21 protein-coding genes and 1 CRISPR repeat array (1 of these 22 running past the window's edge) are annotated in these 23,888 nt (G+C 36.6%); of the genes, 6 read left to right on the top strand and 15 right to left on the bottom strand.

What is annotated here, in order from left to right:
• Positions 1–17 precede the first annotated feature (17 nt).
• Positions 18–284: an HPr family phosphocarrier protein gene (locus K7I92_RS04280; RefSeq protein WP_203245199.1), complete on the bottom strand. Its 267-nt coding sequence runs from the start codon at positions 282–284 to the stop codon at positions 18–20.
• A 170-nt stretch (positions 285–454) separates the two neighbouring features.
• On the opposite strand from K7I92_RS04280, the gene K7I92_RS04285 reads away from it, so the two are divergent.
• Complete coding sequence (locus K7I92_RS04285; protein ID WP_203245198.1) at positions 455–940, top strand: ferritin; 486 nt, start codon at positions 455–457, stop codon at positions 938–940.
• A 266-nt stretch (positions 941–1,206) separates the two neighbouring features.
• On the opposite strand, the gene rlmH is transcribed toward K7I92_RS04285, so the two are convergent.
• The 14 genes from rlmH to rplM all read right to left on the bottom strand — a co-directional run bounded on the left by rlmH (position 1,207) and on the right by rplM (position 18,196).
• A complete protein-coding gene (rlmH, locus tag K7I92_RS04290; RefSeq protein WP_203245197.1) occupies positions 1,207–1,683 on the bottom strand; it encodes a 23S rRNA (pseudouridine(1915)-N(3))-methyltransferase RlmH in 477 nt (158 codons plus the stop codon).
• Positions 1,683–1,928: a hypothetical protein gene (locus K7I92_RS04295; RefSeq protein WP_203245196.1), complete on the bottom strand. Its 246-nt coding sequence runs from the start codon at positions 1,926–1,928 to the stop codon at positions 1,683–1,685. The genes rlmH and K7I92_RS04295 overlap by 1 nt, the downstream gene beginning before the upstream one ends.
• Positions 1,870–2,670 carry an MBL fold metallo-hydrolase gene (locus tag K7I92_RS04300; RefSeq protein WP_220282199.1) on the bottom strand — a complete coding sequence of 267 codons (801 nt, stop codon included), beginning with the start codon at positions 2,668–2,670 and terminating at the stop codon, positions 1,870–1,872. The genes K7I92_RS04295 and K7I92_RS04300 overlap by 59 nt, the downstream gene beginning before the upstream one ends.
• Positions 2,667–4,157, bottom strand: coding sequence for a peptidoglycan DD-metalloendopeptidase family protein (locus tag K7I92_RS04305; protein ID WP_220282200.1), 1,491 nt, complete (start codon positions 4,155–4,157; stop codon positions 2,667–2,669). Before K7I92_RS04305 ends, K7I92_RS04300 begins: the two co-directional genes overlap by 4 nt.
• Positions 4,154–5,521, bottom strand: a complete 1,368-nt coding sequence (dnaB, locus tag K7I92_RS04310; protein ID WP_220282201.1) for a replicative DNA helicase — start codon at positions 5,519–5,521, stop codon at positions 4,154–4,156. The genes K7I92_RS04305 and dnaB overlap by 4 nt, the downstream gene beginning before the upstream one ends.
• Positions 5,521–5,967, bottom strand: a complete 447-nt coding sequence (gene rplI / locus K7I92_RS04315) for a 50S ribosomal protein L9 (protein WP_220282202.1) — start codon at positions 5,965–5,967, stop codon at positions 5,521–5,523. The genes dnaB and rplI overlap by 1 nt, the downstream gene beginning before the upstream one ends.
• Positions 5,939–7,918 carry a DHH family phosphoesterase gene (locus K7I92_RS04320; RefSeq protein WP_220282203.1) on the bottom strand — a complete coding sequence of 660 codons (1,980 nt, stop codon included), beginning with the start codon at positions 7,916–7,918 and terminating at the stop codon, positions 5,939–5,941. The genes rplI and K7I92_RS04320 overlap by 29 nt, the downstream gene beginning before the upstream one ends.
• A 5-nt stretch (positions 7,919–7,923) precedes the next feature.
• Positions 7,924–8,802 (bottom strand): DUF2232 domain-containing protein, encoded by an 879-nt coding sequence (locus K7I92_RS04325; protein WP_220282204.1) that lies wholly within the window; start codon positions 8,800–8,802, stop codon positions 7,924–7,926.
• Between the two features lie 315 nt (positions 8,803–9,117).
• On the bottom strand, positions 9,118–11,955 hold the full coding sequence (locus K7I92_RS04330) for a hypothetical protein (RefSeq protein ID WP_220282205.1): 2,838 nt from the start codon (positions 11,953–11,955) through the stop codon (positions 9,118–9,120).
• A gap of 669 nt (positions 11,956–12,624) precedes the next feature.
• Positions 12,625–14,316: an FAD-dependent oxidoreductase gene (locus K7I92_RS04335; protein WP_220282206.1), complete on the bottom strand. Its 1,692-nt coding sequence runs from the start codon at positions 14,314–14,316 to the stop codon at positions 12,625–12,627.
• A 24-nt stretch (positions 14,317–14,340) separates the two neighbouring features.
• Positions 14,341–15,669, bottom strand: coding sequence for an APC family permease (locus tag K7I92_RS04340; protein ID WP_220282207.1), 1,329 nt, complete (start codon positions 15,667–15,669; stop codon positions 14,341–14,343).
• Between the two features lie 5 nt (positions 15,670–15,674).
• The gene (locus K7I92_RS04345; protein ID WP_220282208.1) at positions 15,675–16,934 is read right to left on the bottom strand and encodes a YeeE/YedE family protein; all 1,260 of its coding nucleotides are present in this window, start codon (positions 16,932–16,934) and stop codon (positions 15,675–15,677) included.
• Positions 16,935–17,339: 405 nt separating this feature from the next.
• Entirely contained in the window at positions 17,340–17,747 is a 408-nt protein-coding gene (gene rpsI, locus K7I92_RS04350) for a 30S ribosomal protein S9 (RefSeq protein WP_203245185.1), read from the bottom strand.
• 14 nt (positions 17,748–17,761) lie between these two features.
• Positions 17,762–18,196, bottom strand: a complete 435-nt coding sequence (gene rplM, locus K7I92_RS04355; protein ID WP_220282209.1) for a 50S ribosomal protein L13 — start codon at positions 18,194–18,196, stop codon at positions 17,762–17,764.
• Positions 18,197–18,593: 397 nt separating this feature from the next.
• Between rplM and K7I92_RS04360 the strand changes: the two genes are divergently transcribed.
• The 5 genes from K7I92_RS04360 to K7I92_RS04380 are packed head-to-tail and all read left to right on the top strand — an operon-like array spanning position 18,594 to position 23,182.
• On the top strand, positions 18,594–20,420 hold the full coding sequence (locus tag K7I92_RS04360) for a transcription antiterminator (protein ID WP_220282210.1): 1,827 nt from the start codon (positions 18,594–18,596) through the stop codon (positions 20,418–20,420).
• The gene (locus K7I92_RS04365) at positions 20,417–20,869 is read left to right on the top strand and encodes a PTS sugar transporter subunit IIA (protein WP_203245182.1); all 453 of its coding nucleotides are present in this window, start codon (positions 20,417–20,419) and stop codon (positions 20,867–20,869) included. Before K7I92_RS04360 ends, K7I92_RS04365 begins: the two co-directional genes overlap by 4 nt.
• Before the next feature lie 44 nt (positions 20,870–20,913).
• Complete coding sequence (locus tag K7I92_RS04370) at positions 20,914–21,237, top strand: PTS fructose transporter subunit IIB (RefSeq protein WP_203245181.1); 324 nt, start codon at positions 20,914–20,916, stop codon at positions 21,235–21,237.
• Positions 21,234–22,325, top strand: a complete 1,092-nt coding sequence (locus K7I92_RS04375) for a PTS fructose transporter subunit IIC (RefSeq protein WP_220282211.1) — start codon at positions 21,234–21,236, stop codon at positions 22,323–22,325. The genes K7I92_RS04370 and K7I92_RS04375 overlap by 4 nt, the downstream gene beginning before the upstream one ends.
• Positions 22,325–23,182: a class II fructose-bisphosphate aldolase gene (locus K7I92_RS04380; RefSeq protein WP_220282212.1), complete on the top strand. Its 858-nt coding sequence runs from the start codon at positions 22,325–22,327 to the stop codon at positions 23,180–23,182. The genes K7I92_RS04375 and K7I92_RS04380 overlap by 1 nt, the downstream gene beginning before the upstream one ends.
• Before the next feature lie 276 nt (positions 23,183–23,458).
• A CRISPR array of direct repeats spans positions 23,459–23,888; the repeat unit is 36 nt; unit sequence GTTTTACATTCACTTAAAACTTTAGAGTACAAAAAC; it runs 395 nt beyond the window's last position.

The following is a 23,888-nucleotide window of genomic DNA, read 5'->3' on the forward strand; positions in this document are numbered from 1 at the left end:
CCTTCTCGAATTCTTAATTAAGCAATTACTTTTTGCGCACGCAATACGTCTTCGATTGTCTTAGCGGCTAATTCTTCATCATCACCTTCACAAGAAACAGTAATCTCTGACTGTGTAGGAATACCTAAAGACATGACACCCATAATGGACTTCATATTCACTGTACGTCCCTTATAGGAAACTTTAACTTCACTCTTAAACTTGCTTGCAGCGTTAACGGCTACGGTAGCAGGACGTGCATGTAACCCAACCGGATCAATGACCATAACTGTAATTTCCTTCATGTAAAACTCCTCCTAACGTTCTAACTATTACATTGTCATTTTATACCCTTTTATTTTTCGTTGCAATCGAAAGTTAAGCGATTTCATAATCAAAATAAGAGTATATGATTTGAACTTTCTTATCTCTAAGATACAATGAAGACACATATGTATCTAGGAGGAAACGAAATATGTTAAATAAGAAAGTAACCGATTTACTACAAGCTCAAGTCACAAAGGAACTTTATTCTGCTTATCTTTACCGAGATTTAGCCGCTTTTTATGAAGATAAGGGCTTAAAAGGATTTGCTCATTGGTTTGTTAAACAAGCCGCCGAAGAAGTAGAACACGCTGAAAAGTTTATTTCTTACCTACAAGAAAACGGCGTTCGTCCAATCTATGCGACTATTGATGGTATCCATAATGACTACAAAAATTTAGGTGAACCATTCAAATTAGCTTTAGAACATGAACAATTCATCACTAAGTCAATCAATGACATTTACACCGAATCTGTTGAAACAAAGGATTACGCAACCCAAGAATTCTTGAATTGGTTTGTTAAGGAACAAGTGGAAGAAGAAGACAATGCTTCTAACAATTTACAAACCTATGAATTTGTTAAGGATGATAAAGCTGCTCTTTACTCTTTCAACAATAGTTTATTACGCAGATAAATAAAAAGGAAATGTGCCTTCCCGTAGGGTACCCTATAAAATTAAAAGTCTCCTTTCTTAAAATGGTATTGAACGTACTATCCGGAAAGGGGACTTTTGCCTGTGTATGATTCTTTCTCTTCCCTTATTAATGTTTATAAAGCTACGAACCGAAGATACTCAGAGATATTGTTCGCTACTCCTCTTAATTTTTATACTATTTCTTCACATAAAAATTTTTCTGCTTAACAAGAGATTGGCTTCACTTCATCCCAAGAAGAAGTCTTTTATTTATGATAAGGTTCATGATTTAAAATACGAAAGCTACGATAGATTTGTTCTAAGAGAAGAATACGAACCAACTGATGCGGAAAAGTAGATAAAGATAAACACCAACGATCATTCGCTCTAGCAATCACTTCTGAGCTAAAGCCCAAACTACCGCCAATCACAAAACAAATTTGACTTTTTCCTTGTGTATAAAGCTGATCTAATTGACGAGATAACTCTTCACTACTTTTCATTTTTCCGGCTAAATCCAATAAAATCACGTATTCCTGATCTTTGATTTTCTTTAGAAGGCGTGCACCTTCTTTTTTCTTGGCTTCATCATTTTGCGCATTGGAGTTTGACTCTGGTGCTTTTTCATCATTGACCTCAACCACTTCTATTTTTTCATAGGCAGACAAACGTTTTAAATATTCTTGAATACCCGAACGCATCCAAGCCTCTTTGACTTTACCAACCACAATTATGCGTATCATTAGACATCACCAAATAGCACTTTCTTTACCCACACGACGAATTGACAAATGGATACTATTTCCTTTTTAAACAAAGAATCTTTTGGACTATCCACCACTAGAACACCCACATCATCAATTTTACTCTGTCTTGCCCTATTTAAAGTAGGAATGGTACGTGAATGATGGTCTAAAAAGACTTTCCAACTAAAAACGAGATTCCATACAAACAGTAGCGCAATAATTACCAAAATCCATTTCTTCATCCATTCCCCCTTTCTGTAAAGCTCGAAATTGTTCGGCGACAGCGACTTGAATGGTATTCTCTAAGCCCATTCTGTTTAGCGTCTCCACTGTTGTCCTTAAAGCCAGTTCCGGTGTATTGGCCTCTTGGGATAAATGTGCCAACCAAATATACTTTGTATTCGCAGTTACAATTCTTTCCAATATTGTTGCGCAATCTTCGTTATTTAAGTGTCCCTCATCATCCAATATTCTTCGTTTCAAATAATGAGGACGATTGGTTTTCATCAACATTTCAACATCATGGTTGCTTTCAATAATGATATAATCCATCCCTTTTAAATAAGAAAAATACTTTTCATTTAAGTAACCGGTATCGGTCATATACAATAAACGCTCAATGCCATTATCAAAGACATAGCCAACTGTTTTGCCTGCATCATGTGATAAAGCAATAGGCATAATTCGAAGGGTTTCAATTGTAAAGGATTTATCCGCATCGACTAAGAAAACATCTATATCCTCCAATTCAACAGGCGAATAAATGGGATAGTCTTTAAAAGCTGATACTGCCGCAATGTGATCACTATGACTGTGCGTAATCAAAACCGCATCCAAATCCTTTTCATCAGCACCGAAATTATGAAGTCCAGTTAGAATTCTTTTCTTTGAAGAACCACAATCTACGAGGATATGAGTGCTATCATCTTCTAAATAAAAACTATTCCCTTTTGACCCTGAACAAATCAATGTATACTTCATCATTTCAAATACCCTTTACAGTCCATTAAACCATCACATGCGTTAATGAACTTATCTGTTTTTCTTTGCCGAATGGAAAAGTGGACATGTGGATGGCTAGCTTTCCCACTCATCCCAATCCAACCAATCACATCCCCTTTTTTAACCGTTGAACCAAGCTGTCCCATCGCTCTTTCTTTTAAATGACCGTAGATGGTTTCATAGCCATTGTGATGATTAATCACCACATAATTCCCTAATTCATCCGTTTTCGCCATCTTTTCAATCGTACCATCATCACTCGCATAGACTTTTCCCCAACGCTGATAAGCATCAATAAAATCAACACCATTGTGTCCTGTATAACACGCCCAAGTACAGCTGATTCTAGCATTATCCACTGGTGCTCGATAACTACCCGTTCCTATCACTCTATTGTTCTTATTATTGATAGCAATCAACGCATTCTTAGCTTCTTCTACATTCTTATGACTAATTTCCTTCGCACTCACTAAAATACCATTCACCCATTTTTCTTCATATAGAACATTACGAAAACCATTATGCCCGGCTTGAATCTGTTTCCATTGTCCTTTCGCTAAGGAGTTATCATAAATATATTCATGTCGATAAGGAATTTCTTCTTTCTTTAAAACCTCTTTATACACAACCACTTCCAATGGGGATCGGAAATATTGCACATTCCATTTTTGTCCTTCGGAAACGGTATTTAAGCTTGGATTTAAGTTCTTTAACTGTTCCACACTTAAACCACCATTTAAAGTACCGATACCATCCGGCTGATCACCTTGCTTTGCGATATAAGTAGTTTTATCCTCTAAATCACCATACTCTAAGAAATGAAGTACTTCTTCTTCACTACTTTTAATATCCTTTGGTAAAGCATAGCTTGTTTCTATTTTTGTGTTTTCTGGTAAAGAAACAGACTTTACTTTTGTTCCATAATCCTTGAATTGACTTTCTGGTTTCTTTAAATCCTTTAAGCTTTCTTCACGAACGAAATAATGCAAGAAGCGTTGATAAGCCTTTTGGTATAAAGCCTCAGAAGACACATACATTCTAGCGTATTCATTTCCATTTTTCAGAAAACGAACGACTTTGGTCTCTAAGGTATAGGCTTCATTTTTTTCCAAATACGCAAAGATTTTTTTATCTTGATTTTCAATCTTTTCAAATCCTTTCTGCTTCAAAAGATAAAAACCATTCCCTAAAGCACAATGACTATGGGGATATTTTTGTGCATACTTAGTTTCATAAACCTTTTTCAAGTGCTTTTGATAGACTTCTTCAGAAGAAATAAAGCCAACAAAAGTATCTTGATGGTATAAAGCCAACTGCACTTTTGAAGATAAGAAAAGGGACTCCACTTTCTGATTAAAAATACCCATCTTTTGTGTTTGAAATAAAGGCACAGATGAAATATCTTGACTACAGATTGTGATGCTAATAGCTAAACCAAGAGCTACTAACAAATGAGCCCATTTTTTCATTGCCGGCTACCTCGAAAATCCACGGAGCTAATTGCATTGGTACTACCGGTGAACGCTAATAACACAGTTCCTGTTCCACCATTACGATGCTTTGCAATAATTACCTCTAAATCATCGGATTTATCCTCATCTTCCGGCTTCTTTTCCACTTCATCTCCAGCCTTATCATAATACGCTTGACGATACAACATCATAACAATATCCGCATCCTGTTCAATCGCACCCGATTCACGCAAGTCTGATAACATTGGTCGTTTATTTTCACGCTTTTCAACTTCACGGGACAATTGGGAAAGGGCAAGAACAGGCACCTCTAACTCTCTTGCCAGTCCTTTTAAAGCACGCGAAATCTCTGAAACTTCTTGTTGACGGTTTTCACCCGGTCTACGATCACCGGATAATAACTGAATGTAGTCGACAACCACAAGACTAAGACCATGTTGCTTTTTAATTTCCCGACACTTCTGATACATATCCCTAACTTTTCGATTAGGGGCATCATCAATAAAAATCTTATTCTTTGCCTTGAAGTCATTCATCACTTCATACAATAAATTCCATTCATCATTATTTAAATTCCTTGGTGATTTTAATTTATTGGATTTAATACCCGATGCAGCACTTAGAATACGTCTTCCTAAATCCACATTCCCCATTTCTAAAGAAAACATAATTACAGCCCCTTCATTATGATTCGCAACGTTCTTTAACACATTTAAAGCAAAGGCTGTTTTACCCATCGCCGGACGAGCCGCCACAACAATTAAATCTCCTTTTTGTAGACCATGGGTCATACGATCCAAATCCTTATATGCCGTTTTATAACCCGTTATATCTGTATTTAATTCCGCATTTCTCTTTAGTTCATCTTTTAATTCATCCATGGTTTGAACCATATCTTTAAAGTCACCCGCTTGCCTGGAGCGGGCAATGCGTAAAATATGGTCCTCTGCTTCCGACAGGTATTCCCCTACATCCACTACGCCTTGATAACCTTTTTCAGCAATGGCTTCACTGGCTTGAATCATTTCTCTTTGAATGCGTTTTTCTTTTAAAATTGGCACAAATTGTTCTGGCTTATTGTACGAAACAGCCGATTCTTGTAGCTCTAATAAATAGGGGAAACCACCCACTAAATCCAGTAGATTTTCATCTTCCAAGGCGACTTGAACTGAGGGAATTTCACTTGGTATTCCTTTCTCTCTTAGCTTTTTTAAAACACGGAATACATATTGATGTCTTTCTTCAAAGAAATCTTGTTCCTCCAAACTTTCTAAAACTTGATGATTACCTTCCGGGTACAGTAAAATAGTCCCTAAAAAGCTTCGTTCTATCTCCGGGACAGTTGGTAATTTCTTAGCCATTAGTTTGTTCCTAACACTTTCACTGAAATGGTACCAATAACACCCTTAAAAATTTCCAAGCGGACTTTAGTTGTACCTAAGCTTTGAATAGGATGAGTATCTAAGATGACATGTTTATCAAAATGATAACCAAGCTTTCTTAATTCAGTCATGATTTGTTTGGTGGATACAGAACCAAACATACGACCTCCTTCTCCCGATTTTACATGGAAAGTTAACACAAGATTATCTAATTCTTTCGCTGTTTCTTGCGCTTTTGCTTGATTAGCCTCATATTCCTTTCTCGCCTCTTCTTTTTGTTCAGAAAGAATTTCACGAGAAGCTTTTGTTTCCATAACAGCTAAACCACGAGCGACTAAAAAGTTACGTCCATAACCATCAGAGACTTCAACGACTTCTCCTTTTTTACCTACTTTTTTAACGTCCTGTTTCAAGATCACTCTCATTCTCATTTCCTCCTTCTTGTTGAATCTGTTGAATCAATTGGGCTTTTAATTCTTTAATATCAATATCGTTTCTTTGTACAGCGGCGGCACTTAAATGACCACCACCACCTAATTGTTCCATTATTCTTTGTACATTCACATTCCCATTACTACGAGCGCTAACACAACTTAGACCTTGTTCATCATTCGCAATCACAAAGGCGGCTTCACTGCCTTGAACACTTAATATCTTATCAGCGATTTGCGACATCATTGAACGAGAAATTCGTTTTTGTGTAACCAGGGAAATTACAATTCCACCCTCATAGCGTTCGGAATTTGACATGATTTGGTTCTTAAGTTGGAACTCTTCATAGGTTTCCTTTAAATAACCATAAGCAACTTGAGGATCCCCACCATAACTACGAATGACACTCGCCGCATCGTAAGTACGAGAACCTGTACGCACACGCCATTGTCTTGTATCAATAATCATCCCTGCTAGCATAAAGGACGCATCCAATGGACTAATATCTGCCTTAGGTGCCACATATGGTATCATCTCCGAAACCAATTCATTGGCACTTGAAGCTGCTGCTTCGATATACATTAGAATTGGCTTAACACCCATCTCGCTACTACGACGATGGTGATCAATGATAACCACTTTTTTAGCTTGTTCTTCCACTTTAGAACCATTGGATTGTTGCACATTATGGTGATCAACCATAATGACCAATGTTTCAGAGCGAAGCTCATTCAAAGCTTCATTTTCAGAAATAAAATGAATACCTTCTTCTTCAAATTCAGTAAGGTGTTCTTCTAAAGCCGCTCCAACCTTTTCTTCTAAACCACCTGTTTTGGTAATAATCGAAGTATCCTTACCTAAAGACATGGTCATTTTAGCAAGCGCTAAAGCCGAGCCAACACAATCAAAATCCGCATCTTTATGCCCTGCAATAATCACATTTGAACTATTTAGAATTAAATCACGAAGGGCATGAGAAATCACACGTACACGTACCCGAGAACGTTTTTCCGTTGCTTCTGAAGAACCACCAAAGAACTGGACTTCTTCACCTTTAGTTTGAATAGCTACTTGATCGCCCCCTCGAGTCTGGGCTAAATCTAATAACTTGGTGACCATTTCATCTAATTCCAAGAAATCCGTTGTTCCTTTCGCAAAAGCCATGGATAGGGTGATGGATACATCTACTGCATTAGCGGCTTTACGAATGGTTCTTAAAATAGAAAATTTATCTTCCACCAATTCTTCATAGATTTGTTCATTTAAAACCATTAGGTAACGATTATTACTTAAACGGCGTAAAAACATCTTATGTTCTTGGGCATAAACATTCAATGGGGTACGAATACCGGCATTAACGAAAGCAATATCCCCTTCATCCGCATACAAGATACTTTCTTCGTAGTTATCAAAGTTGGCTAAGGCAACCACTATCTTTTCTTGTTTTAATTGATTTTTTAATTCATGCAAATCCGTCACATCTTTAAAGAAAATAATTGGTTCATCTTCTTGACGAGTTAATTCATAGATTCTTCCATCCAGACTAACATAACTAATATCCGCATCGCCACTTAATAAATCATTCGCTTCTGGTAACCAACTTAATAATTTATAGCCAATACGGTCAATTCCTAAATCTTTAAATAAATCAGACATTTGAATAATGACATAGTTCTCATCATAGACAATCATACCTAACTTCGCTAGGCGATAACCATTCATAGCTGATTTACCCAAGACATGTTCAATGGTGGTGGTTTCCTCTAAAGAACTTTTTTCAAGGTAATCGAAACACCAAACCAAAAGAACCACTTCGGCAATCAAAACTAACATCATTGGCCAAACACTGATTTTAACGAATACACCTAGGGCAATCGCCATAAGTAGTTCAATCCCCATGATGATGGCGGCTATTCGTTGTATTTGCGATAACTTTTCTTTCATAATTCTTATCCCCTAATTTTTGGATAGAAGACGGAAACCATCCCTATCAATACGATGACATAGCTTAATAAAAAAGCCACTATTAACACCAATAAAACCGATACCATTCTCGGAAAATGAAAACGCATCAACCAAATGCTTACTGTTAAACAACCCCAGAAAAGTAGGTATAAAAAGCCAAGCAAACCAATGGTTAATCCTAACATTTGCAGTAATTCTTGTTGCAATGGTTGACGCATTAGATAGACAAAAAGGATGGTCGCAAATGAAGCTAAATAACCATATAAAGGTTTTGTCCTTTGTTTGTTAAAACGTTCAAAAGCAGGGCTTGCAATTTTTAAGCGATCCAAAAGAATTTGTGATAATAAACAGGTGCTCAAGGCTTGTAAGATGCCTAGCAAAATAGAACTTAAATACACAAGATTCTTCAAAACTGATGGTTGATACATCCTTGTTAAAGATGGGAATAATTCCGCCATTTCTTGGCTTTGTTGATCAAGGCTAATTCCGAAGACTTTTAATGAAATGGTGAAATCGATTAATTGTACCACAACACCAACTACCATTAGTTTCCAAAGAATTTGTTTAAAGCTATTTCCTTTATTGGCTAAATAGCCATAGAAAAAACCAATCACTTCTTCTGCCGATACCAAGAATAAGGACAAAGGACTGACTAATAAGACATTCAAGAAAAAGGCTGCTATTAAGACAATGATTCCTGCTTTCTCACTATGTTTTCGAGTGTAAACCGCCATTGGTAATGGCATCACAAAAGCAAAGATGGACGATAAACCTCCAGCTAATTGCCGATCAATCAGGAGAAATACTCCCATCATCGCTAAAATCATAGCTCCTTCTGTCGTTTGTAAAGTTGCTTTTTTCATTCAATTCATTGTAACACAATGTAGAATACAAAGAAAAAAGAGAGCATTAAAGAAATTTATATTTCTACCAAAAGTATCTGTTATTACATATAAAGTCATTAAAAAAGGAAATATAAATAATATACATTTATGGAAAATACCATGAAATTTTATGCTATTTTTATCCTCTTAAATTTTATGAAATGGTCTGCGATAACTATTTTTTTAATATCCATGCCATAAATTTTTTCATAAATGCTGTTCCATCAATATTTTTTGAAAATAAAACCCCTCATCCTAGTTTCATCTAGCATAAGGAGTGTTTCCAAGAGTTATTTACTTTTTATCTTTTTTCTTCAATATCATAAATACAACACCTAAGCTAACCAAAGCGGCTCCAAGTAATCCTACCAACATCCAAATGTTCGTTGAATCACTGGTACTAGGCATCTTAGGTTTATTCGGATTAGATGGTTTCCCTGGTATTGGTTTAGCCGGGTTTTCTCTGTACTTCAACGTAAAAGTAATAGCCTTACTTGTCGGATTGATGAAATCAGCTCCTTCAGCAGATTGTTCAACCAACCAATTCAACTTGAAATGAACAACACTACCACTTACTGTATCCAAAGCATCAGCCTTTAAGTTACCTTGCATCATACCCTTAACTGTATAATTGGTATTTGGTTTAGCCTTTGCATTAAATTTAGCACCACTGACAACCACATTTAGCCTATCTTCCATACCTAATACAGCATCACGAAGATCAGCGAATGTTCGAACTTCCTTCGTAACAGTCATAGTAACAGTCACTGTCTTACCATCAAACTTCGTATCAACAATCTTATATTTACCATTATCATTCAAAAGTGTAACAGTTGGATGAGTTACGAAATCCATTTCTTCCGGCAACCTTAACTTAGCAGTAAATGTTGAACTGTAATTATCCAAAGCGATACTATTTGGATTAGCACTCGTTTTGTTATATAACGCTTCAATATCTCGTAATTGTTTCTTAACAGTTGAAACATCTAAAGAACCCATAAAGTTGACGGTTTCATCTTTCGTTACTTCATAAACCTTATCATGCTCTGTTTCATTACCGACTAAGATATCACCGGATAATTTTTCTGTCTTTTCATAAGTTCCTTCAGAACCCTTTGTGTATTTAACCGTTAATTTAATATCGTTTGTTGCAAGATCAGTGAAATCTTCACCACCATCCAATTGTTCACCAAACCATTTATAGTTAAAATTAATCGCATTACCAGTTACTGTATTGGTTGCTTTCGCACTGAATAAACCGGAAACATTACCTCTAATTGTATAATTAGTACCCTTAGTAGCACTTGGCGCAAAAGTGACGCCATTCACATCTACCCTAAGTTGATTATCCACCGCAGTAACAGCATCCTTTAGTTCTTGGAAATTATTCACCGGATTAGTTAATACAAGCTTAACTGTTAATTTCTTTCCCACTAATTTCACTTCCGAAATCTTAAACTTGCCATTAGTTCCAACCAAAGAAACTTTATCTTCAATGTTATTCACAAATTGGAGCCCTTCCGGAAGTTCCATTGTCGCCGTGAATTCATTCTTCATGTTTTCAACGGAAATATTGCTGGCATTACCAGCCATATTGTAATGCGTTTCAAGATCATGAATTTTCTTCTTAATTGGTGAAACATCTAATAAACCGGTTACTTTAAAGACATCACTCTTCTTGAATTCAAGTACCTTATCATGTTGCGTATCATCATTGGCTAACAAATCACCTTGTAACTTACCGGTTTCTGTAACATTGCCCGTCATTGGGTTTTGATATCTAACCGATAGAGCAATCGCATTAGGATTACTTCCACTCTTACCTTCATCGGTTTGTTTACCATTCCATTTCAAGTCAAAGTTGATAACTTTATTTGAAACAGTGTGCGTTGCCTTAGCTTTGAGACTACCTGCAATACTACCTGTCACTTCATAGTCGGTATCGGCTTGGGCATTCCCATTAAACTTAGCTGTCTTAAAAGTTACTTTTAATTCATCTTCTACTTTATTAACAGCTTCTTTTAATTGCGCAAAATTCGTAATCTGATTAGCATTCTTTAATTTAAACTTAACCACTGCTGTCTTAGCATTATTTTCTAAAGTTGTACTTTCAATTTCAAAAGAACCATTCGCACCACTTAAAACTGGATTTTGTGCGGTGAAACTTAGTTGTTCTGGTAGGTTCAATTTTGCTGTGAAAGAAGTGCTTAATTTTTCTAATTTAATATTTTGCGCTTCTGCTTGGTATTGACTTTCAATATTAGCCATTTGTTCTTTGATGGTCTTAGCATTAATAACACCTTCAAAATCCATGTTGTCATCACGTTTCTTTGTGATAACTTGGTTGCCTGTGTTACCACCCAACTTCAAATCAGCCGGCAAATCAACTGTATATGTCACATTGCCTTCTTGTACCTTGAAAATATCTGACTTCGCAAAATCTTTCGTTAAAGGAAGCGAGGAAGTATCTGAATTGAAGGTTTGAAGCCCCACGCCCCATTTGCCCCATGATTTACTTGGATAGAACGAAAAGTTTCCTTGCCCCATAATCTTTTTTGAATCAAAACTTTCCGCTTCACTCTTACTGTTGGCTTTTACAGTATATGGAATTGCAACATCGATTGTTCTATTTTCTGTTCCGGCAGCCTTATCTTTCTTATAAGCCTCTAAAATATCTGCCCAGTTTGAATCTATGAGCTTAAATTTAAATGAAACTTTTTGTCCCGATACTGTGTTTGTTACAGTTGAATTAGGGAACATCTCTGATTTACTATTTGTAACGGGTGTCCCGATTGTCACATTCTCCGGGAACGTAACATTATAGTAAACAGAAGCACTTGTACTGACCGTTTCCTTATCCCATGGGAAATAACCGTGGTCTGCTTGAAACTTCATATCTTCTTCAAAAGCGGCCATAACATCAGCCATAGGAACTTTTGCGGTCCATATACCTGTGTAAGTACCCTTGTTTGAACCAGTTACACCACTAACTGTCCCACTAACACTTGTGTGCTTTGCAATTTCTAATTCCTTCGCAGCATGAACAATACTTGCTGAAGGAACCAGCATACCTAACGCTATCATAAGAACTACAAACACGGAAGTAATCTTATGACCTAACTTAGTTTTCATAATTTTCTTTTCCTTTCTCCTGTCGTAATTAAAGACACTTCATTACTCAATATATTTCTGTTATGACAATAATCACCACAAGAATATACATTGCCAAGCTAAGTATACCACAATATACTTCTAGGGACTATTCGCCTTTACCCAATCTTTACTAAACATATAATTTTAGTATCTTTATTTGTTTTCTTGAAAATGTTGAATGGCTTATTTTTAAATGTTTAGCGCCTTCTCTACGGTTGATTTTATCGTTTTGTCATAATGTTACGATTTCGTAAAAATCTTTCGGAAGTTTTTGTTTTGGTTTACCAAACTTGGCACTTTTCTTTGGCTTCTTTTATACCTTCCGTTTGTCTTTGATGGGTACTTTTTTCGCTCTACTTGTGCGACATAGGATAAGGCTTGCAAAACGTTGTCTACTAAGAATTTGTTTGTCTATGGTTTATCCCCTAGTTGACTTAGAACCAATTATGAAAATAATCATCATCTACAATTAGGTATAATGTATTTTGCATTTACAAAAAAAAGATAGAAATTGTAAACTTAGAGACATTACTCTCATCTACTCTTTCTACCCTTTGTTATTTTATATTATGTTTCATTGTATTGATAATTAGGATTAAGCTATGATTCATCTATTCCTAATTATATTTTTGAGTATAACGCCTACTATTAAGCAAAATTATACTCTGTTACAATCGGCTTTCTGCCTTCCGCTTTATCTTTGTAATACTCATAGAAGCTAATACCGAGATAGGATCCGGAAATATTATAGAGATTCGTATATCCGAGCTTCTGTAGAGCACAAATCACATTGTAGCTACGTTGTGAGGAGCGACAATGCAAGTAGACCGGAACATCCTTCGGGATTTCAGAAAGTCTCTCTCTAAACTGGGACATGGGAATATTCACCGCATTAATGAGGTGCCCTCTTGCAAACTCACTTTCCTCTCTCACGTCAATAATGCATGCATTGCTCTCCACCAACTCTCTAACCTTGTAAACCGGAACCTGTCTGAATTTCTCATGCAAAAGATTCAACGCTACAAGGGCGGTATGGTTAACAACATCTTTAGCCGTAGAATAGTAAGGAGAATAGCAAAGCTCTAGTTCCTTTAAATCCTCTAATGTTGCATTCATGCTAATCATAGCCGCAATCACATCAATTCTCTTATCTACACTTCCCTTTCCAACAGCTTGGGCTCCCAAAATTCTTCCTGTAGGCTTTTCATAAATCAGCTTAAAGAAGAGTGGATTGCATTCCGGCATAAGACTGACCTTATCTGCTGGAATGGTGTAGGCAAAATCATAGTTATAGCCATACTTCTGACAATCTTTCTCATTTAAGCCGGTATTTGCCACATTAAGATTAAAGAGGTGAATACAGCTGGATCCAATCACTCCTCTATTACTATGTGTTTCTCCAAACATGTGATCAGCAGCAGCTCTTGCCTGTCTTTGTGCAGGACCTGCAAGTGGGAGTCTAGTCTTATCATTCGTCAGTCTATTTGTCACTTCAATAGCATCTCCCACAGCATAAATATCGGGATAATTAGTCTGATAATTATAATTTACTAAAATAGCTCCTGTCTTTCCGAGTTTGATTCCACAATCCTTTGCGAGCTTCGTTTCCGGTGTAACACCAATAGCCATAATGACTAATTCTGCCGGAAGGCGCTCTCCGCCGGAAAGAACAACCTCTCCCTCTTTCACTTCGGTCAGGGTCTTTCCCAAATAAAGTTGAATACCGTTATCAATAATTTCCTTATGGAGAATTTGCGCCATGTCCTCATCAAGAGGCTTCATGACCTGTGGTAAACCCTCCACAAGATTCACTTCTTTTCCAGCCTTTTTGAAGTTTTCCGCTACCTCAAGACCAATAAAACCTCCACCAACAACGGTTATCTTATTTACCTTCTTTTTAGCAACAAAGGCTTCGATTCTCTTGATATCAGTAACATTTTTCACAACAAAAACATTCTCTCTATCAATTCCTTTGATGGAAGATGGTAAAATAGCATTCGCTCCCGGTGCAAGAGCAAGCTTATCATAGCTCTCCATAAAGCATTCTCCTGTAAGTAGATTTTTTACCTTCACTTCTTTTTTACTCGGAATAATCTCTGTAACCTCGTGCTTTACTAGCGCCTTAATTCTGTATTTATTCCAAAACTCGTCCGGATTCATGAGCACTAGCTTATCACTGTTATCCACTACCCCACTTAAAGCGAAAGGCAAACAGCAGTTAGAAAAGGATACATTTTCTCCTCTTTCAAACATAATGATTTCTGCTGTCTCATCGATTCTTCTTGCTCTTGCAGCAACACCGGCTCCACCCGCTACACCTCCTACAATTACAATTTTCATACTTTCCTCCTTTTCTATACTATACTATGAATTCTTTCTTTTTCTAGTTTGAAATTGATATACCAAAACACCACAAAACACCCACAAAATCAGACTGATAAAGGCTCCCTTTGAAAGTCTTGCGGGAGATCTTGGAAACACCAAAAGTACAATAAAACCTATGGAAATCAGCACAGATAGTACACTTAAAACTTTTTCTACTTTCCCTTTCGCAAAGGAAATGCTGATAAAGCTAACATACATATAGGCTACCGCAGCCAGAACACTCGCCATATCCACAATGTAAATAATCACTCTTCTGCCTATAAACGCACCAATAAGGCTAATGGCACAAACAAAGATAATGGCATAAGGTTGTACCCCTTTTTTATTCTTTATCCCATATCTTTCCCCAAGATGCTTTCTTCGGGAAAGACTGGCAATGAGTTTGCTTGCCGCAATCATAAAGCCATTGATTCCACCTACTACTGCAGCCGCCAAGGCAATCAACATGACATAAAATCCTGTTTTCCCTAAAATATGAATCACGGCATCCGCTACAGCCCAATGTGTTTTCACTGCTGCATCTGGTGAAAAGCCTAGTCCAGCTATAGTATTTAAAGCACCATAGAGAAATATACCAACCAGCACCGAAATCCCTACAAGTAAGGTAGACTTTTCGGGTTTAAAACCCAACTCCTCTGAAACCTGTGGCACTACATCAAATCCCACAAACAAAAAGGGAGCAATCGCAATAATTTTAGAAATCTCCTTTAGAGAGAAGTGGTAATTTCCCACATAGTTTTGATGAAAAGCCTGTAGATCGCTTTTCATAAACATAAGGCAGAGAAGCACCGATACAATCATGGCTAAAAGAATACTCATAACATTCTGCACCTTAGTGCTAATTTTTAATCCTTGGATATTGATGAAGCCAAACAACAGAATCACGGCTGACATCACAAGCACATCCGTAAGGTATATTGGGTAACCTGAAATGGAATACAGATATAAAAAGTCCATCTTCGACCCAAATATCTCACGGAGAAGAAGCACAAAGGCGCCCGCATTTAACGGAACCATACTTAAATAACAAAGACTTAAGGACCATCCTACTACAAAGCCGTGTACCTTGCCTAAATGATTTAAGGTATAAGTGAATTCTCCACCATCTTCTCTATGACTTTCCAGCATGATGTGATAAGCATTTTGTATCACCATGATAAAAATACCTCCAATCAAAAGTCCTATAAAGGTATTGATTACACCCGCTTCTTTTAAAAACTTTGTGCCCGGCAGAGTAAAGGAGCCCCAGCCTATAATGGCTCCTATTACTAATCCAAGAACATCAATGTATCTTAATTTTTTATTCATCAATTTTATAGGTGAACTTTTTTTGCCACCATATTCCCGATAATTCCTCCAGCTACTAGGACGACAAGGAAAATCCATCCAGATAAGGAGAAGTTTGCAATTGGAGTATATAAAGCTCCTACGTTACATCCGTTAGCAAGTCTGGTTCCAAATCCCATTGCAAATCCACCAAGGGCATAGAAGAAGGCTTGCTTTGCATTAATCTTCAGACTTGCCTTGCATGTGGATAAGAAGCTGTTAGAAGTAAGCATATAGAACAATGTGCCTAAGACAATACCAATATTCTGTACATTTATTGGATGCTTAAAGAAAGGCATTTCATAAGGTCCTGCCACTCCCTTTGTAAACTCTACGATAGCATCTACCTTAACTCCAAAGACCATAAGAATTTTCCCGAACCAGAAGCCGTATGGTGTACTTGCTCCCCAACCAGCCTTAGTAACACCCATCAGAAGTATAAAAACAGCAGAAATGACAAGAGTCGCTGTCTTTAAGCTCCATGGACGTACAAAGATTTTCTCATAACCGTTCTCGCAGAAAGGACAAACCTCTCCACTTTCTTCCAGAGACTTCTTTTCACCAGAAAGCTGTGCGGTTTCACTTATGACCCCAAAATATGTACCTGCTTTCTTTCTTCTGTTTTCGTAGATATAACTCAACTTCACTACGATAAGGCAAAGGATTCCAGTCAAAATGAGTGCACCTAGGTAACCCTGTAAACCGTCAAATCCGAATAAATCCGGAAAATACACACCGTTTTTTCCTTCAATTTTAATCAGAGAATCCTGTACCCAGCTTGCTGTATTTTGAATTGGAAAGCCTACAAAAACACCCATACAGAAAAATATTAAGGTAACAAAAGCTCTTGGGAATGCAGCTACAAGGTCTGTCAATACTCCCGATGCACAGCAAGACGAAAACGCCATACCAAAACCGAAGAGAAGTCCTCCTAAAAGCAAGCCAATATTAATCGGATTTATCCAGAGATCAAACTTTGAAACATCCGCATTGTATAAAACCGCAGTACTAACTGCAGCCGTAACAAAAAACATAAACATCAAAGCCCTCATCAATTTAGTAGAACCACCATTATAGGCACGATTGACACTTCCCGCAAAGCCCATATAGCCTCTTGATAGCGCATAGCCTAAAAGCACACCCATCAATAACCTGAAATATAGCATAGAGGAACTCAGTCCAAACATGCCGAACAATACTACAATTGCAAGCAAAATAAAGCCGGCAATTCTCTCCATTTGTTTCATACTTTTCAAATTCTCCTTCTTCATTCTTGATAAAGCCAACTATCCATTAGTATGAAAGCCCTATCTCATTTACGTTTATAGACATAGAAAAGTGCAGGACTTATGTAGGCTGTTTTCCCTGCAACTATGTTTTTTATAATATATCATACTTTTTTCTAATAGACCATCCGGTAACCATAGGTAAACACCAAAGGAAAGACTCCAATATTTTTAAAAGTTCCCTTTTATCATACTTGTACAAAGGATATGTGCTAGAAAAGTAGATATTAAAGCCTCTTTTACTGCCTAATAATAAAAACACCAGAAGTCCATTGAAGGGCATTAATCAAAACAATCATCATAGAAATACAAAAAGAAAAGCCCCTATAGATGGGACTTTCCGAATATTTGCAATAATACGTTGAATTAACGCTTACTGAATTGAGGAGCACGACGAGCACCCTTTAATCCGTACTTCTTACGTTCCTTACCACGAGAATCACGCGTTAAGAAACCGGCCTTCTTAAGAGCCGGACGGTAATCCTCACTTGCTTCAAGCAAAGCACGAGCAATACCATGACGCATTGCACCGGCTTGACCAGTGTATCCACCACCATAAACATTAACCTTGATGTCAAATTGATCTTTTGTTTCTGTTAATACTAATGGTGAATTAACAACCATTCTTAACGTTGCTAATGGAAGATATTCCTCTAACGCTTTACCATTCACTGTCATTACACCAGTACCCGGAGTCATAAAGACACGAGCTACGGATGTCTTACGACGACCTGTACCAACGTAGGTAACACCTGTTTTCTTCTTAGTTGCCATCTGTCTTTTCCTCCTTATTTAACTTCTATCACAACCGGTTTTTGAGCAGCATGTGGATGTTCATTTCCAACATAAACAAATAAATGAGTACGCATAACATCACCAAGCTTTGTGTGTGGTAACATACCCTTGATGGCTTTTTCAACCCATTCAATTGTATAGTTTTCACGCATTTCCTTAGTGCTTCTTGTACGTAATCCACCCGGGAATTGAGAATGACTGTAATAGAACTTCTTGAAGTCTTGATCGCCTGTGATTTGAACCTTGTCTGCATTCACAACGATTACATAATCTCCACAATCCACATTTGGTGTATAAGTAGGCTTGTGCTTACCTCTTAAAATAGTTGCGACCTGAGTTGCTAAACGACCTAAAGTTTTGCCATTACCATCAACGACATACCAAGTGCGCTTAACTTCTGCCGGTTTTAACATAGTTGTTTGACGCATAATAATTTCTCCTTTTTTGACTGAGTTTCCGGGGCTCACGCCATAAAGTGACATGAAATATGATACTTCAAAACCTTGTTTAAGTCAATTTGATTTTAGCTTCTTTATCCTTAAATCCATTCCCGAAAAGAAAGTCATTCATAATATCTTTTTTTATTTACCTCTCTATCCCTTTAAATTCCATCTCCTATAAAGCCATTTCTTGAAAAATGAAACACTTTCGGTAGTTGATTGTCCCCCCAATAGAGATGATACATGTAAATCTATCTACTCTTTGTGAAAAACATAGCCAAGCCCATCCATTCAAGACAAACTCTATTACTTGTCCATATATGGTGACATTTCGTAAATTAATTAAATTGATGACTCTATTTATCATAGGCTTAGGGAGGGCTATATGTTTAACGATAAAGAAACAAGCATTTTAAAAATGTTTTTAAACGGTGAATATATTCATATTCAAAAAATCGCTGATGATTTATCCATATCCAACCGTACGGTAAGCAGAGCCATTTCCGATATCAAAGATAAATTGAAGGATTATCACATGACTCTCCAGTTACATAAACATTTAGGTTATAAATTATCCTTCGACAATCACAACCATCTATTAAACTTACAAAAAGAGCTGGATATTTCTTCAAAAAATACCATTGAACTTCAAATCATTGCGGAAATTCTACAGAACTCACCGACCAGCATTACAGACTTAGCTGAAAAATTGTATTATAGCGAATCGGTTATCAGTTCTAAATTAAAAAACGTGGAGTCTTTATTAAACAAATATCACCTCACGTACTTTTCAAAACCAAATTATGGAATTGAAATCAAAGGAAGTGAAGCTCATATTCGAAATTTAATCATCCAAGAATACATGATTTTCAACAACAATCGCATCGTCGATACCATTCTTCCCATCTTCAACAAAGAAAATTTCAAATTACTAGAAAAAATCATTAAAAATAAATTATACGACTATCATTTCATTCTGTCGGATATGGATTACTCCAATCTATTAGTAGTGATTATTGCGGCTTCTTTTAGAAATTCCCACACCAAAGCCGCTTCTACTTTCCAAGGAAATGAAGACGATTCTTTCATTCAGGAAATTGTCAACGAAATTAACGAATCCTTTCAACTCAACATGGACGACAAGGAAATTCATTATATCAGTACCAATACAATTCTTAATAAGGAAACAGCTTCCGATGTCACCAATAATAAAATTAAAGACTTTATTCACATGGCAATGGCGGTAATTCATCAAGAAAACCCTGATTATTATCAATTCAATGATAACTTTTATAACCTATTATTCATTCACATGGATTTATTAATCAAACGCACCAATACTCCAAACGTATTCATCAACCCTTTATTAAGCAATATCAAAAAAGAGTATCTGGTTGAATTCAATGACGCTATTAAACTGGGAAACTTAATTAAAGAACACTTTGATTTGGAAATATCCGATGATGAAATCGGCTACTTAGCCATTCATTTAGCTTCTTCGGCTAGGAGAATAAACAAAAAGAAAACTGCCATCATCCTTTGCAATTATGGTGTAGGAACCTCTTTGATTGTCAAACAAAAAATCGAAAAAACATATGATGACATCGAAATTATCGGTGTTTATCCTTCAACTTTTTTGAACATTGCTATCAACAGTTCCCCGGATTTCATCATTACCACAACCAAGTTGGATTATTATCCATCCAATATCCCTTTAATCGATGCTGGTGATGTTTTATTAAAGGACAACTACGAGCTGGATTTTACCACCGACAACAATCTAAACTTTTTCTTCAGTCCAAACTTATTCTTCAATATTCAAGGTCGCAATAAAGATGAAATCTTGACCATCATTGAAAAGAAATTAATCGATACCCTTGCTATTGAACAAGACCTCATGGAGGCCATCATGGAACGAGAACAACTATCCACCACTGAAATCGGTCATCTTTTCGCTATGCCGCACGCTATTAAAAGTGGCGATTTCAAATCCTTTATCGCCGTCTTTAGAAATGATAAAAAAATCATTTGGTCAACAGGAGAAGTACAACTAATTTTTATCCTATTACTCAATCGTAAAGACCTGAATAAAATTGAAATACTCAAAAAACTGTATAAAAAAATTGGCGAATATAAAATTGTTGATCAATTATTATCTTCTTACAGCTACCTCGAATTTATCCATATCTTAAACGAAGGAGATGAATCATGAATGCCATTCTTAATAAAGAAGCCGTGATTTTAAATATGAATATTGAAACCAAAGATGACTGTTTTAAGTTTATTAGTGAAAAAGCTGAATCATTGCGCCTAATTAGTGATTCGGAAAGTCTTTATCAAAGCCTTTGGCGGCGAGAAAACGAAATCAGCACCGGTTTTACCGATGGAATTGCCATTCCACACGCCAAAGATGCTTGTGTTTTAAAACCCGCTATTCTATTCATTAAAAACAATCGTGGAATTGATTGGAAAAGTTTAGATGGTCAGCTCATTCGTATTGTTATTTCGATTATTGTACCCGCTAATTCCGAATGCAATTTGCATCTGATATTACTAAGCAAGCTTGCAAAAAAGCTGATGGATGAAGATTTTAGAGCTCAACTTACATCCGAAAACAATCAAGATGCTATTTATCAAGAACTATGCGCAAGTCTTGAATAAATCATTCGATTAGAAAGTGGAAAATATATAAAGGAGGAAATGAAATGTATGTAATTGGTATTTCCGCATGTCCAACAGGAATCGCACACACGTATATGGCGGCGGATGCTATTGAAAAGGCGGCTCAAAATCTCGGAGCTGAATTCAAGGTTGAAACCCAAGGTTCTATCGGTATCGAAAACAAATTAACCATCGATGATATTAACAGGGCTGATATTGTCATTATCACAGCGGCTGTTGCTGTTAGAGAATTTGAACGATTTCAAAACTACCAACATAAGATTTTCGTAGTTTCGCTTCAAAATGTCATCGCAAAAGGAAATGAACTTATTAAAAACGAAATGATGAAAAGAGGTATTCTTAAATGAATAAACAAAAATTAGAAAATATTCATAAACAACTCATGACCGGTATTTCTTACATGATGCCAATCATCGTCATTGCGGGAGTTACATTAGGATTGACAACTTTACTTGGTCAAACCATCTTCAATGTCAATATTGGAACTAAAGATATTATCAAAGAAGCTACCGGCTTGAAATATATTTTATGCTGGTTGAACCAAATTGCCGGTAAAGGAATGTTTAGCTTGATGTATCCTGTTTTAGCCGGCTATATTGCCTTCGCTATTGCCGACCGTCCGGGTCTTTCTCCCGGTATGCTGGGTGGCTACTTAGCCGTTCATTTAAATTCAGGATTTATTGGGGCTGTCTTAATTGGCTTTTGCGCTGGTTATCTAGTGAAAAGTCTTAATACACTCATCAAACTGGATAGAAAATATGTTGGTGTTAAATCGTTATTTATTTTACCTGTCTTGGGAGGTGTATTCACCGCTATTATCGCCTACTTTGTGATTGCTCCTATTGGCTCCGGTTTTTCTTTACTCAGTAAAACCATTGTTAACTCCATCGGTAAAGGAGGAGGCTCTTTGTTATCGGCAGCTTTAGGGGCTGCTCGTGCCTTTGACTTTGGTGGACCGGCGAATAAAATGGCTGGTACCATTGGTAAACAATTGTATTTTGATACCGGCTATTCCTACATTGCTTTAATGTTAGGAGCTTTGATACCACCTATTGGTATTGGTTTATCTACTTTGATTTCCAAGCACTTATTAAAAGAAGATGTGTTTGATCCTCAGCTTCAAGCTGGTGGCTTATCTTGCTTAATTTTAGGGGTATTGGGTATCTCTGAAGGTGTCTTACCATTTATTATCATGGATCCAATGATTATTCCTATTTGTATGATTGGTTCTGGTATTGGTGGAGCAATTGGTTTCAGCATGGGAGCTAATGTTTTCCCGGGGTCTTCCTATGGTTTCTTCATGTGGCCAATCGTTGAAAACATCACCGGATTCTTACTAGCCTTAATTGTTGGTGTCTTCGTTGTTGCCTCTTTGATGATTATTCATGAAAAACGTGTATACGCTAAAAAGAATCGTAATAATGAGGTAGCCTAATGTCTTATGTTAATTTAAAGGAAGTTTTGAGGAATACAAAAAATCAAAAATTCGCTGTCGGGGCTTTTAACTTTAATGGTTACGAAGATGTCCAAGGCATTGTCAATGCTGCCAGTCAATTAAATGCACCAATCATTGTGGCCGCCTCTATGAGTGTGGTTCGTTATTTTGGTTTAAAACAAATTGTAGGCATGGTCAGAGGTATTGCTGAAGCCGTGGATATTCCTGTTTGTTTACATCTGGATCATTCCACTTCAGTTGATTTGTGTAAAGAAGCGATTGTGGCTGGTTTTGGTTCTGTCATGATTGATGCTTCTGCGAAAAGTTATGAAGACAATATCCATGATACCGTGGAAGTGGTTCAATTTGCTCGTAAGTATGGAGCTAGTGTAGAAGCTGAAATCGGTCATGTTGGTGGAGTGGAAGATAACATCGTTGTTTCCAAGGAGGATGCTTTATTAACAAATCCTAGCGATGCTCAAAAGTTCTATGAAGCAACGAAAGTGGATGCCTTGGCGGTAGCTATTGGTACTGCCCATGGTTTCTATAAAAAAGAACCTAAAATTGATTTTGAACGTCTTCAAACCATACGGAATCTCGTTCCGTGCCATCTAGTCTTACATGGTGGTACAGGTGTTCCTGATAAAGATTTTAAGCGTTGTGTGGATTGTGGTATGAGTAAAATCAACGTGGGCACTGAATTGAAAAAGGTGTATACAGATACTATCCGAAATCAATGTGCGGTTGTTAGTCGTCAAGAAATTGATCCTAAAAAGCTAACAAAGCAAGTTAAAACCAATATTGAAGACGCAGTCATGAAGAAGATTATCACTTTTGGTAGTGATGATAAAATCTAAAAATAGTTTGGTAATCGTCATCAAAATTTGATTTAAAATAAGCCGATATTCTCAATATGAAACCTAATGTTTCAGTGGGGATGTCGGTTTTTATGGAAATATAGAAAATATTTATGATATAACCAACAAACCTTATTTGTGTTAATTCACGATAGTTATCAAGGCTGGAAGAGTTTTGATAATTAGGCAAACACAAGGACATGAGCAACAACAAAGAAAGGGAACAAATTGATGATGGTGTCAAACATGGTACACCAAAGGATGAAGATCTTACTTGTTTTACATTCACTTAAAACTTTAGAGTACAAAAACGTGGTGGAGCAGTATTTTTTAACAAAAAGCGTTTTACATTCACTTAAAACTTTAGAGTACAAAAACCCCTTATTGTTTGATAATTCTTCTAATTGGTTTTACATTCACTTAAAACTTTAGAGTACAAAAACAGTTGAAGATAACATCCAATACAAACAAAGGTTTTACATTCACTTAAAACTTTAGAGTACAAAAACACAGCTCTATATACAGTGTATAGAAGCGCCGTTTTACATTCACTTAAAACTTTAGAGTACAAAAACAAGTCTGTTAAGCTATCACGCTTAATATTCGTTTTACATTCACTTAAAACTTTAGAGTACAAAAACGATTTCCTTTCTCTAAATTCGTGCTAACAAGTTTTACATTCACTTAAAACTTTAGAGTACAAAAA

Origin of the sequence: Bulleidia sp. zg-1013 (assembly GCF_019798045.1) — a bacterium.
In the GTDB taxonomy this organism is placed as follows: Bacteria; Bacillota_I; Bacilli_A; order Erysipelotrichales; family Erysipelotrichaceae; genus Bulleidia.

Bases quoted from the DNA above. Each gene is read 5' to 3' on its own strand.
- K7I92_RS04280 (WP_203245199.1), bottom strand. From the start codon at position 284: ATGAAGGAAATTACAGTTATGGTCATTGATCCGGTTGGGTTACATGCA.
- K7I92_RS04285 (WP_203245198.1), top strand. From the start codon at position 455: ATGTTAAATAAGAAAGTAACCGATTTACTACAAGCTCAAGTCACAAAG.
- rlmH (WP_203245197.1), bottom strand. From the start codon at position 1,683: ATGATACGCATAATTGTGGTTGGTAAAGTCAAAGAGGCTTGGATGCGT.
- K7I92_RS04295 (WP_203245196.1), bottom strand. From the start codon at position 1,928: ATGAAGAAATGGATTTTGGTAATTATTGCGCTACTGTTTGTATGGAAT.
- K7I92_RS04300 (WP_220282199.1), bottom strand. From the start codon at position 2,670: ATGATGAAGTATACATTGATTTGTTCAGGGTCAAAAGGGAATAGTTTT.
- K7I92_RS04305 (WP_220282200.1), bottom strand. From the start codon at position 4,157: ATGAAAAAATGGGCTCATTTGTTAGTAGCTCTTGGTTTAGCTATTAGC.
- dnaB (WP_220282201.1), bottom strand. From the start codon at position 5,521: ATGGCTAAGAAATTACCAACTGTCCCGGAGATAGAACGAAGCTTTTTA.
- rplI (WP_220282202.1), bottom strand. From the start codon at position 5,967: ATGAGAGTGATCTTGAAACAGGACGTTAAAAAAGTAGGTAAAAAAGGA.
- K7I92_RS04320 (WP_220282203.1), bottom strand. From the start codon at position 7,918: ATGAAAGAAAAGTTATCGCAAATACAACGAATAGCCGCCATCATCATG.
- K7I92_RS04325 (WP_220282204.1), bottom strand. From the start codon at position 8,802: ATGAAAAAAGCAACTTTACAAACGACAGAAGGAGCTATGATTTTAGCG.
- K7I92_RS04330 (WP_220282205.1), bottom strand. From the start codon at position 11,955: ATGAAAACTAAGTTAGGTCATAAGATTACTTCCGTGTTTGTAGTTCTT.
- K7I92_RS04335 (WP_220282206.1), bottom strand. From the start codon at position 14,316: ATGAAAATTGTAATTGTAGGAGGTGTAGCGGGTGGAGCCGGTGTTGCT.
- K7I92_RS04340 (WP_220282207.1), bottom strand. From the start codon at position 15,669: ATGAATAAAAAATTAAGATACATTGATGTTCTTGGATTAGTAATAGGA.
- K7I92_RS04345 (WP_220282208.1), bottom strand. From the start codon at position 16,934: ATGAAACAAATGGAGAGAATTGCCGGCTTTATTTTGCTTGCAATTGTA.
- rpsI (WP_203245185.1), bottom strand. From the start codon at position 17,747: ATGGCAACTAAGAAGAAAACAGGTGTTACCTACGTTGGTACAGGTCGT.
- rplM (WP_220282209.1), bottom strand. From the start codon at position 18,196: ATGCGTCAAACAACTATGTTAAAACCGGCAGAAGTTAAGCGCACTTGG.
- K7I92_RS04360 (WP_220282210.1), top strand. From the start codon at position 18,594: ATGTTTAACGATAAAGAAACAAGCATTTTAAAAATGTTTTTAAACGGT.
- K7I92_RS04365 (WP_203245182.1), top strand. From the start codon at position 20,417: ATGAATGCCATTCTTAATAAAGAAGCCGTGATTTTAAATATGAATATT.
- K7I92_RS04370 (WP_203245181.1), top strand. From the start codon at position 20,914: ATGTATGTAATTGGTATTTCCGCATGTCCAACAGGAATCGCACACACG.
- K7I92_RS04375 (WP_220282211.1), top strand. From the start codon at position 21,234: ATGAATAAACAAAAATTAGAAAATATTCATAAACAACTCATGACCGGT.
- K7I92_RS04380 (WP_220282212.1), top strand. From the start codon at position 22,325: ATGTCTTATGTTAATTTAAAGGAAGTTTTGAGGAATACAAAAAATCAA.